General features: G+C 68.8%; 10 protein-coding genes and 1 pseudogene. 6 read left to right on the top strand and 5 right to left on the bottom strand.

Features of this window, described 5'->3' with window-relative positions:
* From ABGB17_RS36620 to ABGB17_RS36600, 5 genes and pseudogenes are all read left to right on the top strand, one after another.
* Positions 1-370: pseudogene (locus tag ABGB17_RS36620) on the top strand (hypothetical protein); the annotation flags it as partial.
* Positions 371-454: 84 nt separating this feature from the next.
* The gene (locus tag ABGB17_RS36615) at positions 455-1,156 is read left to right on the top strand and encodes a carbon monoxide dehydrogenase subunit G (RefSeq protein ID WP_347638551.1); all 702 of its coding nucleotides are present in this window, start codon (positions 455-457) and stop codon (positions 1,154-1,156) included.
* 210 nt (positions 1,157-1,366) lie between these two features.
* Positions 1,367-2,269, top strand: coding sequence for a hypothetical protein (locus ABGB17_RS36610; RefSeq protein WP_347638549.1), 903 nt, complete (start codon positions 1,367-1,369; stop codon positions 2,267-2,269).
* A gap of 83 nt (positions 2,270-2,352) precedes the next feature.
* On the top strand, positions 2,353-4,401 hold the full coding sequence (locus ABGB17_RS36605; protein WP_347638547.1) for a hydantoinase/oxoprolinase family protein: 2,049 nt from the start codon (positions 2,353-2,355) through the stop codon (positions 4,399-4,401).
* Positions 4,398-6,230 (top strand): hydantoinase B/oxoprolinase family protein, encoded by a 1,833-nt coding sequence (locus tag ABGB17_RS36600; protein ID WP_347638545.1) that lies wholly within the window; start codon positions 4,398-4,400, stop codon positions 6,228-6,230. Before ABGB17_RS36605 ends, ABGB17_RS36600 begins: the two co-directional genes overlap by 4 nt.
* Positions 6,231-6,378: 148 nt before the next feature.
* Here ABGB17_RS36600 and ABGB17_RS36595 read toward each other — a convergent pair whose 3' ends face one another.
* From ABGB17_RS36595 to ABGB17_RS36585, 3 genes are all read right to left on the bottom strand, one after another.
* A complete protein-coding gene (locus ABGB17_RS36595) occupies positions 6,379-6,867 on the bottom strand; it encodes a CAP family protein (protein ID WP_347638543.1) in 489 nt (162 codons plus the stop codon).
* Between the two features lie 567 nt (positions 6,868-7,434).
* Complete coding sequence (locus ABGB17_RS36590; RefSeq protein ID WP_347638541.1) at positions 7,435-7,860, bottom strand: ATP-binding protein; 426 nt, start codon at positions 7,858-7,860, stop codon at positions 7,435-7,437.
* 50 nt (positions 7,861-7,910) lie between these two features.
* Entirely contained in the window at positions 7,911-8,870 is a 960-nt protein-coding gene (locus ABGB17_RS36585) for a hypothetical protein (RefSeq protein WP_347638539.1), read from the bottom strand.
* Positions 8,871-9,242: 372 nt separating this feature from the next.
* Between ABGB17_RS36585 and ABGB17_RS36580 the strand changes: the two genes are divergently transcribed.
* Positions 9,243-10,571: a hypothetical protein gene (locus ABGB17_RS36580; RefSeq protein ID WP_347638537.1), complete on the top strand. Its 1,329-nt coding sequence runs from the start codon at positions 9,243-9,245 to the stop codon at positions 10,569-10,571.
* Positions 10,572-11,435: 864 nt separating this feature from the next.
* On the opposite strand, the gene ABGB17_RS36575 is transcribed toward ABGB17_RS36580, so the two are convergent.
* Positions 11,436-13,346 (bottom strand): DUF6571 family protein, encoded by a 1,911-nt coding sequence (locus ABGB17_RS36575; RefSeq protein ID WP_347638536.1) that lies wholly within the window; start codon positions 13,344-13,346, stop codon positions 11,436-11,438.
* A gap of 141 nt (positions 13,347-13,487) precedes the next feature.
* Complete coding sequence (locus tag ABGB17_RS36570) at positions 13,488-14,318, bottom strand: DUF2786 domain-containing protein (protein WP_347638535.1); 831 nt, start codon at positions 14,316-14,318, stop codon at positions 13,488-13,490.
* Between the last annotated feature and the right edge of the window lie 247 nt (positions 14,319-14,565).

The following is a 14,565-nucleotide window of genomic DNA, read 5'->3' as shown; positions in this document are numbered from 1 at the left end:
CCTACGCACCACCCCACCCCTACGCACCACCCGCCCTCCCGCGCACCACCCGCGCTCCCGCGCACCACCCGCGCTCCCGCGCACCACCCGCGCTCCCGCGCACCACCCGCGCTCCCGCCGCACCACGCCGCCCCCCGCGCACCACGCCGCCCCCCGCGCACCACGCCGCCCCCCGCGCACCACCTCGCTCCCGCGCACCCCCCCGCCCCCCGCGCACAACTGCACCCCGCGCAACCCCACCCCGCGCACCACCTTCGTCCCCGCAGGGTGTGGAACCGGCGCCGCGACGGCGGGACGTGGTACGGCGAAATCGGCGCCGCTGTACGGCGGGGAACCGGGGCCGTCCCTGGACGGGGGGCACGAGAACTGACGACGACGGACGGTCGCGTCGGGCGGAAGTTGCTCTTATCGGTATGGTGCGGCGATCCTTAGTCTCTCGGCATCGGAGGTGGCCATGAGGGTGGTCGGCAGCGCCGTCGTCGGCGTGGATCGGGAACGGATGTGGGCCGCGCTGCGGGATCCCGCGGTGCTGGTGCGCACGATCCCCGGCTGCGAGCGGCTGGAGGCCACGGGGGCGGACACCTACCGCATGACGGTCAGCGCGGGCGTCGCGTCCATCAAGGGCGTGTACCAGGGGGAGGTCTCCCTTTCCGACCCCGAGGAGCCGGAGCGTTTCGTGCTCAGGGCACGTGGCGCGGGCGCGCCGGGCACCGTGGACGCCACCGTCCAGATCCTGCTCAGTGAGGTGGACGGCGGCTCCACCCGGGTCGATTACGACGCCGAGGCCGTCGTCGGTGGCATGATCGGCGGCGTGGGCCAGCGCATGCTCGGCTCGGTGGCGAAGAAGACCGCGGGGGAGTTCTTCACCGCCGTGGAACACCACCTGCGCGCCCCCGCCGAGGCCCCGCTCCCAGCCGTAGTAGCCGCTCAGGCTGTCCCCGCACAGGTCGCCCCCGCTGAGGCTGTCCCCGCTCAGGCGGCACCGGCCGTCTCGCAGGCCTACCCCGCGGCTACCCAGGTCTACGAACGCCCCGTCCCGCCCTCGAAAGCCGCCACCCGCGTCTGGCCCGTGCTCGCCGCCTTCGGCATGGGGGCGGGCATCGCGCTCGGCAGCACCGCCATCGGCTGGGTGCTCGGACGGGCCTCCCGCCGCTGAGCCGGCACGGTTAGATCTTTGCCCCCCTGCGGGCAACAGCGACGCCTGCGGATGCACCCAGCCGTGGCAGAGTGTCGCCGAGGTCCGGCGGCTATCTCGGCGAGGCCCGTGCGGACGGTCAAAATGCCGGGCTGAGGTGGGGATCGAGGTAGATTCCGAGCTTGTTACGGAATCTCGCTTAAGAGGATCTATCAGCGTAACGTTGCACTTATGCGAGAGTTCCGTGCGGAGGACGCTCGAACCGAGGCGCGACGGCTCACCCGGGACCTGCTGGGGGAGGACCACCCCACGGCCGGACCGCTGATCAGCCGGGCCGGCGCCGTGCTCGGGGAGCAGCGCGCGTCCCGGTGCGTCGAGCTGGCCCAGGGGGCGCCGCTGATCCGCAGGTCCGCCGAGCTGGCGGCCATCGCGGGGCTCGTCGTCGGTACCGAGATCACCGGGCCGGGCTGGTGGTCCACGGGGCGCGGCGGGAAGATCCCCGCCCCGGACGAGGCCCTCGCCGCCGCCATGGGCATCGACCCGTGGACCAGCCTCACCGTGCTGGAGATGCTGGCCGCCTGGATCGCCGACGACGCGGCCGACCAGGCGTGGGGCACCCCCGTGGCCACGGTGGACCTCAACTCCTGGCAGGCCGAGGACCGTATCCACGTCCCGGCCGGCGCCGCCCCCGGCGCGTCCCTGGTCGTCGCGTTCGACTCCGGCGGCCGGGTGGACGCCGTCGTCCGGCGGCGGCCGGACGGAGGCCTCGGCTCCACCCTGGACTTCTCCACCCTGCGGTACTCCCGCCCCGCCGAGGCCCAGTGGAGCTGGGGCGTCGCGGCCGGCCTCGGCCCGCACGCGCTGCCCGGCGAGGACCCCGACCCGTACACCGAGACCGTCGACCCCGAGGTCGCCGAGACCCTGCGCCGCTGGGCCCTGCGTCACGGCGCCACCGCCGAGCTGGTCGGCACCCGCTGGCAGGCCAAGGGCGACGTGGTCGCGGCCATCGAGCGTGTCGACTGGATGTGGCGCAGCGGCGAGTGGTTCGCGTGGTGGCGCGCGACGACGGCGCTGCTCGGCGGCGACCCGGTGCAGATCGCGGCCCGCATGAAGGACATCTCGTCCGCCCCATAGCGATCCCTGCCGAGGGTTGCCCGGTTTGCTTGGCGGATGTCGCTGATTCCGGAGTTCACACGTGTTGAGTAGACACTAGGAACATGCGCAGCGTCCGTATCGGCGTGGACACCGGGGGCACCTTCACCGACGTGGTCGCGGTGGACGAGCAGACCGGCGAGATCACCACGACGAAGACCCCGTCGACCCCGGCCGACCCGGCGGACGGCTTCATGAACGGTGTACACAAGGTGCTCGGCGGCCCCGGCCTCGCCGGGGTGGCGGGCATCGTGCACGGCACCACCGTCGCCACCAACCAACTGCTCGAGGACCGCCCGGTGAACCTCGGGTTCGTCACCACCGAGGGCTTCGAGTTCATCCTGGAGATCGCCCGGCAGAGCGTGCCCGACGGGTACGGCAACTCGTACTTCTGGGTCAAACCCCCGCGCATCGTCCCGGTGCACATGGTCCGCACCGTCGGGGGGCGGCTGGACCACCTCGGCCGGGAGGTGCGGCCGTTCGACGAGGACGAAGCCGTCCAGGTGGCCCGCTGGTTCCGCGACCAGGGCGTCACCGCCATCGGCGTCTGCTTCCTGCACTCCTACGCCGAGCCCGCCCACGAGCTGCGCATGCGCGACGTGCTGGAACGCGAGCACCCCTCCGCCGTCGTCTCCCTGTCCAGCGACGTGCTGCGGGAGTACCGCGAGTACGAGCGCTCGGTCACCACGCTGGTCGACGCCGCCGTCAAGCCCACCATGCGCCGCTACATCGCCAACCTGTCGGCGCGGCTCGGCATGCCGTTCTCGGTGATGAAGAGCAACGGCGGGGTGCTGTCCGCCACCGAGGTCGTGCACCAGCCGATCACCACCGTGCTGTCCGGGCCCGCCGCGGGCGCGCTCGGCGCCGCGCTGATCGCCGCCACCGCCGGCCACCCCTCGGTGATCACCCTGGACGGCGGCGGCACCTCCACCGACGTCGCCGTGGTCGTGGACGGCGAGCCGTCCCTCACCACCGAGGGCTCCATCGGGCGGTACCCCTGCAAGATCCCCATGATCGACATCGTCACGGTGGGTGCCGGGGGAGGCTCGGTCGCGTGGATCTCACCCGAGGGCACGCTGAAGGTCGGCCCGCGCTCGGCCGGTGCCGACCCCGGGCCGCTGTGCTACGGCAAGGGCGGCACCGAGGTCACCGTCACCGACGCGCACGTCTACCTCGGGCGGGTGCCGCCGCACCTGCTCGGCGGCGAGATCCCCCTGTCCGCGGACGCCGCCCGGGCCGGCATCGAGGCCCTCGCCGCCAAGCTGGGGCTCACGCCGGAGCGTACGGCCGCCGGGGTGCTGGAGATCAGCGCCTACAACCAGTCCAACGCCATCCGGCAGATCACCGTGAAACGCGGGCTGGACGTGCGGGACTTCCCGATGGTCGCGTTCGGCGGTTCGGGGCCGCTGCTGATCTGCCGCCTCGTCGACATCCTCGGCCTGCCCGCCGTCGTGGTGCCGCCGAACCCCGGGAACGTGTCCGCGTTCGGGCTGCTCACCGTGGACGTCAAGAACGACTACGTCCGCACCCACGTCACCAAGGACCTCTCGCTGGACACCGCCGCCGCGATCCTGCGCGACCTGGAGGCCCAGGCGGCGGACGCGCTGGACCGCGAGGGTTTCCCGGCCGGGCGGCACGTGTTCGCCCGCAGCGCCGACCTGCGGTACAACGGGCAGGCGTACGAGGTCCGGGTGCCCGCCCCCGCCGGGCCGGTGGACGCCGCCTGGCGGGACGAGGTGACCGGCCGGTTCCACGAGGCGCACCGGCGGCTGTACGGGTACGGGTACCGCGACGACCCCCGGCACGCGGTGGAATGGGTCAACCTTCGCGTCTCGGGCATCGGGCCCATCACGCGGCCGGTCATCCCCGAGATCGAGCCCGGCACGGGGACACCGCCCGCGCCCGCGTCGTCCCGGCCGGTGCACTTCGACGACGGCTGGGGCGAGGCCCCGGTCTACCGGCGCGGCGACCTGCGGCGCGGCGACGTCGTCACCGGGCCCGCCGTCATCGAGGAGTACGGCTCCACGCTGCCCCTGCACCCCGGCTTCACCGCCGAGGTCGACGGCCGGGCCAACCTGGTCGTCCGCCGCACCGCGAACGGAGAGACACGGTGACCGCCGACCCCGTACTGGTCGAGATCGTCGAGGGCACGCTGGCGTCCGTCGAGATGGAGGTCGAGACGGCCATCGCCCGCACGGCCCGCTCCCCGATGATCCGCGACGCGCACGACTTCCGCGCCGGCATCCACGACGTGCGGCTGCGCAAGCTCACCGGCCGGTCCTACTCCGCGCTCGTCCAGCCCATCGTGCGGGACTTCCCCGTCGAGGAGATGAACCCCGGGGACGTCTTCTTCCACAACGACGTCTACCTCTCCGAGGGCGGCATCGGCCACCTGCCCGACCTGTGCGTCACCGTGCCGGTCTTCCACGAAGGCCAGGTCGTCGCGTTCGTCCAGGCCTTCGGCCACCACGACGACATCGGCGGCGCCGTCCCCGGCTCCATGCCCTCGCACGCACGCAGCGCGTTCGAGGAGGGCCTGATGGTCCCGCCGATCAAGCTGTGGGACCGCGGCGAGCCGAACCGTGCCGCGCTGACCATCATGACCCGCAACTCCCGCATGCCCGACTCCCTGGCCGGGGACCTGGACGCCGAGTGCTCGGCGTGCCTCATGGGGGCCCGCCGCCTCGGCGAGCTCTTCGACCGGTACGGCAGGGCGGCCGTCGAGGCGTGCTTCGACGCCATCATCTCCAAGACCACCGAGACGTTCCGCCGCGAGCTGCTGTCCAAGATCCCCGAAGGCACCTACGTCTGGGAGGACTACGCCGAGCACGACGGCGTGGACGCCCCCCGCCTGCACACCCAGCGCATCACCCTCACCGTCGACCACGCCGCCCCCGCGCCGCTGCTCATCGACTTCACCGGCACCTCCCCGCAGGCCAAGGGTCCCATCAACCACGCCGGCGACTACGCGGGCGGCGTGTTCCTGAAGAAATGGCTCGCCCCCATCCTCCGCAACCTCGCCGACACCCCCGAGCGCATGGCCGAGCTGGACGTCAACGAAGGCGTCGTCCCCCTGATCGAGATGCGCTTCCCCGAGAAGGGCACCCTGCTCACCCCCATCTTCCCCGCCCCCACCAACGCCCGCACCTTCGTCATCCTCCGCCTCCTCGGCGTCCTGGCAGGCGTCCTCGCCAAGGCCACCGGCGGCCGCATGCCCGCCGACCAGGAGACCATCCGCTACACCGGCGTCTACGGCGACGACCACGAAGGCCGCCCCTACCTCATGCGCGAGGTCCTCGGCGGCGGCTCAGGCGGCCGCTGGTACGCCGACGGCGAGGACACCATCCACGTCGTCCCCGACTCCCGCAACATCCCCGTGGAGTTCGCCGAATCCCGCTGGCCCTTCCGCGTCGAACGCCTCGCCCTGACCCGCGACTCCGGCGGCCCCGGAAAGTTCCGAGGCGGCCTGGGTTACGAGAAACACATCCGCATGCTCCGCGACGCCTCGTTCATGTCCATCGCCGACCGCAGCATCCTGTCCTGCTGGGGCGTCAACGGCGGCCGAGCCGGCCGTCCCTTCCTGGTGACCATCGACGGCGTCCCCATGGAGGGCCTGGTGGACGACCACCCCGTCAGGGCCGGCGAACTCATCAAGATCCACACCACCGGCGGCGGCGGCTGGGGCTCCCCCTACGACCGCGACCCCTCACTGGTGGCCGCCGACGTCCGCGACGGCAAGGTAAGCCTGGAATCCGCACGGACCGCCTACGGCGTCCTCTTCACCACCCCCGACTTCCCCCCGGGCACCCTTCCCGAGATAGACCACCCCGCCACCACCGATCTCCGCGCCCACCTCCGCCACCAGGCCCCCACCCCCTTCTTCGACCGGGGCCCCGGCTACCTCCGCCTCTCCGGCGGCCGCCCCGACGTGGACACCCCGTGAACCCGCGACCTCGTCGGCGTACACGACCGTGCCGGCACCCCCGGGTCGTCGAATCCCGGGGGTGTGGCACGCGAGAACACCGGCGTCGAACACGTGAATCGAGTTCGAATCGCCGTGCGTCTGGATAAGCCGCGCCGTCTTTCTCCGTTCAGGGACGCAGAACGTTTTCCGCGAAAGCGCCCTTCATGTTTCCCGGGGCCTCGAAGACGAAGACGATGTACGTCTCGAAGTATTCCGCACCCTGCCCCGACGCCCGTCCGATGCCGACCTTCGTGCTGCCCTTCCAGACGAGCTGCGTGAAGTGCCCGCTCGCGCTGCTGAACTGGGCCGCGTCGAAGTCGTACGCACTGATCTCGTCGTACCAGCTCTTGACCGCGTCCGATCCGGGCAGAACCTCGGAGCCGCCTCCCCAGAAGATGTTCTCGCCCGTGCCCGAACGCAGACCGGTATGGCCGGCTTGCAGATCCTCCTGCTCGGACCGGGAGGCCGCTCGCGACCGGGCGTACGCGTTGAGTTCGTCGTCCAGGACCAGAGGCGGCGCGTGGTGCTTGGCCCGGTAGGCATTGGCTTCGGTGAGAGCCGCGGCCTGGAATTCAGGCGTCGTGCTGTCGGGGAATGCGGGACGAGTTCCTGCCACTAGACATCCTTAAATAGCACCGTAGGTGCCGGTCCATACCGCAATCCCTGTTGGCCGCGGCTTTGTCACCGCATCCTCTATCGCGCACCTCCATGTGACAAGTCCCGATATCTGTAAGGGGACATATGGGGGGAGTCATAATCGATTCGGCCGGCTGGAAGCGGGCTGCCGGTATCGCAGATAAGCCCTTCGAGGTGACACACGGAAAGCAGGGTGACGTTCTCGCGTCCCCAAAATCAGGACAATTCCACGAAAGACACCAGTTATCGCTGGCTACGTAGAGTAGCCATATGTGCTTCGCGACCGAAGTCGGAAAAGCACGTTCCGGCGACGGCAAACACGGCCGCTGGTTCCAACATGGCCGCTGGTTCCAACATGGCCGCTGGTTCCAACACGGTCGCCGGTTCCAACATGGCCGCCGGTTCCAACATGGTCGCCGGTTCCAACACGGTCGCCGGTTCCAACACGGTCGCCGGTTCCAACCGGCGCCGCGACGGCGGGACGTGGTACGGCGATCCCGGCGCCGCCATACGGTGCCCGGCCCGATGGACGTCCATCGGCATCGCATCAAGCAGACCCGTCGAGGGCGAACCACACGACGCAACAAGGCGCTTCCTCGAAGAACCCCCACCGCGCGGACATCGCCCGCAGCAGCCCGACACCGCGCCCACCCTCCTCAAGCCGTCCGGCGGCCCGGGCACACGTGCAGGGCAACGTCTCCGCGCCCCGATCCACGACCTCCACCTGCACCCGCTCGCCGCCATCCGCGAGCACCACGACCCCGACGGCGTCCGACCGCGTGTGCACCACGGCGTTGGTGAACGTCTCCGACAACAGCAACACCGCGTCATCACACCGCGGATGCCCCGCCAGCACCCCACGCAACCACCGCCGCGCCTCCGCCACCGCCGCCTCGGTGGCCGCGAACCCCGCCCGTCCCACCACCCGCAGCGTGGGCTCCTCACCCACGACGCCGTCCTGTACCGGGATCACATGCCCTCCACGCAGAAGAAGTCCGTACTCGACCCGACCCCCGCCCGGCCTCACCCGGCCTGCCCTCCGTCCTCCCGCTCGCGCGGCGTGACCACCACCAGCGCCACGAGCACGACCGCCACCGCCGTAAGCCCCGCCACCATCCCCGTCACCCCCGGCAGCACCTCAAGATGCACCGCCGCGTCCCGATCGTGCACCCCCGCCGCCACCTCCTGCAGCCACGCCGACGCCCACACCGCCCCCACCGCCGCGCCGACCGCCGGCGGCGCCGTCCGCCGCGTGGGCTGCGCCCCCACGACCAGCAGGAACAGGCACGACCCCCCGAGCAGCCCCAGCGTCACCGCCCCCGCCAGTGCCACGTCCGCCCCGAGCCCCGCCCCCGGCACCTCCCACAACGACAACGTCTCCGCCGTCTCCCCATGGACTCCCCGCACCCGCAGCCGCACCCAGGGCCGGGTACCTCGATCCCACAACGTCACCGCCGCCACGCCCCAGCACAAGGCGTGCATCCACCGCCGCCCCACTCCTCCCGGCCCCCCACCCAGCAACGCCACCGGCGTCCGCCGGAACGTGAGCACCGTCCGCATGTCGAGGTCATAGACGGCCGCGTCGACCAGCCGCAACATCCCCACCCCCGCCACCAGCACCACCACCCCGGTGAACGCCATCTCCGGAGCGACGGTGACCCCCGCCCGCTCACTCCCGCGATACGCCCCGCCTACCTCCGCGAGAAGCCACCCCGTCACGAACACCCCCAACCCCCCGCAGAGCAACGTCCCGCCGACCACCACCCTCCCCGGCCACACCGCCGCCCCCACAGCCAAGACAAGCGTGACCGCGACCACGACGAACGCCGCCGCCCCCGCCGCCCCGACACCCCCCACCGACTCCCACGCCAACCCCCACAGCGACACCGCCCGCGCGCGTTCCCCTCCGAGCACCACCCACGGCTGCGTACTGCTGACCAGCACCATGCCGGAAACCCCCGCACACCACACCGCGTACCGCACTCGGCGAATCCGTCCATGCGGCCAAGCCGGCCCAGGTTCGTCGTACGTCAAGACAGCCATCCATTCCGACGGGGAGAAGGACAACACCCCGAAGCCGCCAGGGCCCCGCCCCACCGCCCGCAGAAACCCGCGTCGATGACCCGCGACCCCACCCGACCTCCGTGTTCACCCGCCGAACCTAGGCCGCCCTCCCCGTCACCGGACCCCACCCACCCCGCCGCCCAAGGTCACCACCCCGTCTCCCCGGTGGCGCCCCTGCGTCGTATCCCTGGACTCCCGAGAAACCGCCACCCACCGCCCAGGCGACGCCGTACCGTAGTCCACGACTATCGCACTGAGTAATCAACCGGTCGCCATAAGTAGGTGTCGCCCATGCCCGGTCAACTCACCTTGCTGAAGGCGCTGCTGATGAAGCGCCACCAGGAAACGCACCGAGCGTTCTGCCTGGAGTACGACAAGGTAGCCAGAAGCATCGACCGCACCCTGGTCGGTTCCTCCCCCAGCCGGGAAGCCTTCGCCCGCTGGCTGAAAGGCCACCTCAAAACCAAGCCCCACTCCGACCACTGCCGAGTCCTGGAACGAATGTTCCCCGGCCACACCGTTGCAGAACTGCTCGCCCCGTACGACCCTGGGACCAAGGACCCCGGCACTCCCAACCCTCGCCCCGACTCCCGGGAGGCGGCCACGAACCGGCGAGAAGTTCTCCACTTGGGTGCGGCCATGGCTCTGGGCCTGCCGGAAAGTATCCGGCGTGGTCCTGACCTGTTGGAACAGGCTCTTGACTCCGCAACCGCCGGTGAGGGACGACTGTTGTACCTCGAAGCGGAAAGTGATCGCCTCGGACTAACGCTGGAGAGCGTACTTCCCGCGAGTCTCATGGCGGGAGCGCTGATGCATTTGAGTAGCGTGCGTGAATTACTAGCGCAACGCCAGCCGATCGAGACTCAGCGGCGGCTCGCTCGTGTCGGCGCGAAGCTTTCGATCGTCATCGGGCGCATCCTGTTCACCGCAGATCAGTACCCCATGGCGCATCGCTGGCACATGGCCGCGGCACGGGCGGCGGACGAGGCCGGCGACTCCGCTCTACGCGATCTGGCCCTGGTCGGCAGCGCGTTTATCCCGCTGTACTCGGCGGATCCGCACACCGCGCTCAGGATGGTCACTCCAAGACTGGAGCAGGCGGTAGGGGCGACTCCTCCCATCGCGTGGTTGTGGGGGATAGCCGCGGTCGCGCACGCCTCGTTGGGAGACCGCCCCGCGTTCGAGCGGTCGATCGAGCGTTCGCGTACCATCCTCGACCGGTGCGACCCCGAGAGCCTTCATGCGGGCGTCCTGTCGTACGAACTGGCGCGTCAGACCTTCTACGAGGCACGCGGACGAGCCGACCTGGGCGACATCGACGGAACCGGTGACGCCACGAACCGAGCCCTGGCCCTGTACGACCCCACTGTCACCAGCGACCCCGCACTTGTACGGTTCGCTCACGCCAGCGTCCTAGCCAAGGCAGGCGAAGCCGAAGAGGCCTGCCGCATCGCCACAGCCGCCCTCCGCGACCCACACACGCTGCCGATCAGTAGTGTGGTGGTACGCGCACATGACTTCGACGCGGTGCTCAGTCATACCGGCTCAACCACCGCCGAGTGGCGAGAAGCCCTGGCCGACCTTCGCGCTCCTGACCCCAAGGTGTTGTCCACGCAATAAGTCTGAGCATTGCTCAACTCCCTAGCGCAGACGCCGCGGCCCGCGAAACCTCTCTCGGCGTGCCATGAAGCTCGGCCTCCAACTCTTCGACCACTCGCCGAGCCGCAATCTTGATGCGCGCCCTCCGCCCGTTCAACTCATCCCCAAACGCCCTAGCAGTCGGCCCCACCCAGATCGCCCGGCTCCCAAACTGGGAGCACACCGGATCAAGCACACTCTCCAACACCTGGGCATGCGCACGGACGGCCGCGAGGACAGCTTCCAGCTCTCGATACCTGGGGTTAGGTACCAGATCGTCATCGATGGGCAAGTCGCACTCCTGCCGTACGAAAAGGTTAGATACTTGGAGGCGCAGAGGTTCTCACTATGATTATGCGACCCTAGACGGCGCTTCGGCCAGACACGGAGGCTAGCCTATGCTCGGCATATCATCTCCCCTGAGATTCTGCTGTGGTGTCGCCTGCCTTCTCGTTCTGGCCGCCTGCTCCAGCACCAAAGACCCCACAGTGGCAGAAGCCGGTCAAACCCTTAAGGCACATATCCTTCAGCTGCTAAAAGAGCGAAGCGCGCAAAATGTAACAGTGACCGATCCTGGAGGGCGCAACATTCCTTGTGCTGACGGTAGGGCAAGGCAAACTTTTGGGGCGACAGGAGTCGATCTAGATCCTCGAACTAGCCCGGATGCTCTCAATGACATGTTGATCGGCGCACTAAAGCGGGTTGGGCGATACGAAATTGTCGATGAGAGCGGCGGAGTAATAAGGCTTGCCGGCAAGTCGTCCTATACGATCTTGCTGCTCGGTTCCCGTACTGCAGGTGTCTACGTCGTGCGGGGGGAGACTCAATGTCTGCCTGCTTGATTGGCTAGTTATCATATTGCAAGCTGCGCAGCATGCCGCGTTGTTTGCGACCTTCAAATCTGTCTGCATATCGATTTGTCAGCTGACCAAGTGATAGGTTGTTCTTTCCGCCTAGGCCATTAGCTATTAACCAGCGATCAAGCGCCTCGTAGCCGGGATTCCCTAGTTTCATAATGTCTGCGAACGGGCGCAGTCTGCCGCCCGGGTCGACGATCTTAACGCTCGATTGATGAGCGGCCTCATGTGCCTTGGGCGCGACGGTGGGGATAAACCCAGCATCCAGGAGAGCTTGCGTGATGGCGTGCTGACGACCAAGGGTTTCACGGGCGTCGGACTGACGGATTTTCTCTACCTCGCTCTCCGGATCAGCCTTTGTGGTGTCATGGTAAGACCAGACAGCACCCAAAGCGGTGTAAGCTACAGCCAAACCGCCGGTAAAAACGAGGCCGACTGCACCCAAGGCGTTTCCGGTCAGGAGGCTGGACAAATTCCTGGCTTCTTCGGCGGCCTGGTCTTGGGCGTTTCCCCATGTTTCTCTCGCGGCCAGCTCGAAGCCTCGGACGTTTCCCAGGGCGCCATAAATGTCGTCCAGGTGGGTCGGGTCTTTGGTTTTGATCAATCGGGGGACGCCTTCGTTGATCAGGCGTGTGGTCAGAAGGCCCATGCCTGTTTGAAACGGCACCTGGTTGGCCAGAGTGTCGGTGAAGGTTTTGAGGAATCGGTAGGTGTCCTCCGGGCTCAGGCGGAAGGTGGGTCTCAGGCCGGGGAGTGAGGAGGTCACGGGGGTGTTGGAGCTGGCCAGTATGTGGTTGGCGTCGCCCAGGTTGGCGCCTTCCAGTATTTCTGTGGCGTAGGCGCCGGCGATCTCGGACAGGTGTACTCGGGTCGCTTGGCCGAGGTGTGTTTTGCCGAGGGTGGTCATGGTGGTGAAGGCGACGGCGGCCGCGTCCTTGCTGTGGTGGCCGTCCTTCTCGTCGTAGGCGCCGGAGGCGGCGGCGAGCATGCGGCCGAAGGCGTCTGCCTCGCTTGCGGAGTACGCGCCGTGGGTGCGGGTGGCGAAGCGGGTCAGGAGGGCGGCCAGTTTGGTGTTGTCTTTGGTGTAGTCGCCGGTGGCGGCGCGTAGGGCGAGGCGGGCGGCGGTGGGGTTGTTTCCCAGGGCGTGCAGGAAGCCGGCGTTGGTCTTGGCGGTGGCGAGGCCGTTTGTGGTGGCGACCTGCGCGAGCCAGGCTGCGGGGAACTTGCCGGAGATGACCAGGAGGCCGGCGCCGAACTGGTCGAGGCGTGACATCGGGCGGGTGCGCAGGGCTTCCTTGATCGCCGCGAATCCTGGGACGTGTGAGCCGGCGGTCACCGCGGTTGCGAAGGCGGCGCTCACCGTCGTGAGGACTTTGTCGTTCAGGCTGGGCGGTGCGAGGGTGCCCACGCCGTTTTTCGTGCCGATCTTCTGGCGCGCCAGCACGGGCAGCAGCACCGTCGCTTCGAGGCCGAGGGCGGCGAAGAACGCGGCGGTGAATTCGGGGTCGTTGACGTGGTCGGCGAGCGTGTCGATGATTTGCTGGTATTTCTGGTCAAGCAGGGGATCCAGGACGGCGTCCGGGTCGATCTGCTTGTACCGCGCCGCGAGTTCTGTGCCGAGGCGGCGGGACTCGGTGGGAGAGGACGCTGCCTGCTCCTTGTACGGCACCAGGCGGGGTGTGCCGGTGGTGGACCAGTCGGGGAGGTTGCTGGTGGCGTGGGCTATTTGATTGCGGCGGCGAAGGTCGGGGAGTTTGGTGTCGATCCAGTGTTCTATTTCGGATATGGGGTTGAGGGCGCTTGTGGGGAGCGCGTTGGTGCTCAGGAGGCGTCGGATGGCGCCGGAGTGTTCGCCGATCTGGTTTCGGGCGTGGTCCAGGGAGCTGATGAAGCCGTCCATCTGGGTGGGGTCGATGCCGGAGAAGTCCGGGGACAGGGGGCCGGTGCCTGGTGGTACTGGTCCCATGGTTGTCGCCCCCTGTGGTTAATTGATGGCCCCGTCTTCACGGTAACGCAGGTGGGGGTGGGTGGGGCTTGGGTTTTACGTGGGGAGTTCGGTGGGGGGGAGGTCGGGGAGGGTGGGGTCGGCCAGGTCGGCTTGGAGGCCGGCTTGGTGGCCTTTGTGGTAGCCGGTGGGGTTTAGGTGAGTTTGGCGGGCTTTGCGGAGGTTGGGGAAGCGGCGGGTGAATTCTTGGGTTACTAGGGGTTTGCGGTCGGCGAGGACTAGGGCGGCGGTGGTGCCTTTTAGGTCTTTGGCCAGGGTTTCGGTTTGGGTGCGGAGTTTGGTGGCGACGCCGTTGCCGAAGCCTACGTAGAAGGCGCGGCGGAAGGATCTGGTCGCGGTGCGGGGGTCCTGGGTGGGGGGTGGGGTGTAGGTGTGGAGGGCTGGTTTAACGTGGGTTTCCATTTGGAGGGTCAGGGAGGGGAGGAGGAGGCGGAGGCTGTCGAGGACGGGGGTGGGGCCGATGATGGTCATCGTCACGCGGGTGGCGGCGCGGATGCCTTGGCCTCGGGTGGTTGTCCAGTGCTGGGCGGCTTTGCAGCCGAGGGCGTCGCAGACCAGGTGGAGGGACCAGCAGCGTTCTCTCGCGTGGCCGCCGCGGTTGGAGACGTCGAATTCGAGGGCGTCGATCTGCTCGGGGTGGCCGGTGGTGTGGCGGCGGACGGCGGAGGCGTCGAGGCCGTGGCGGAGCATCAGGGCGGCGGCGTGGGCGGAGGCCACGGCGGCTTCTTCCTCGCCGGTGGCGGGGTGTTCGGCCAGGTCGAGGAGGCGGCGGACGCGTTCCATGATCCTGTCCAGTCGCGCCTGGTCGGTGGCGGTCAGCGGGCGGGCCTCCTGATCTCGTGATCCTGACGGGGGGATGGAGATCACCAACTTAGCCGATGACGCCAGAGGGGGGCTGCGGGCGCGGTAGGGGGACCGATGGGGAATACGGGAAAAGTAATAATCCGCGCCGCAAATCTGGGCGAGGCAGTGTTTTGTGGGGTGATGTCCTAGTCGTAACCGGTGCCTGCGACGGGCGTAGGGTGAATCATGGTGGGGGCGTTGGAAACCTCGGTACAGACATTTGGCGCGTAGGACTAGAGATGCAGAGAAAGCCCTTGCCGGCACTTTGCGG

The organism is Sphaerisporangium sp. B11E5 (assembly GCF_039871875.1).
Classification (GTDB): Bacteria; Actinomycetota; Actinomycetes; order Streptosporangiales; family Streptosporangiaceae; genus Sphaerisporangium.
The sequence above is the reverse complement of the archived record's forward strand: the minus strand, read 5'-3'. Positions and strand labels throughout refer to the sequence as shown.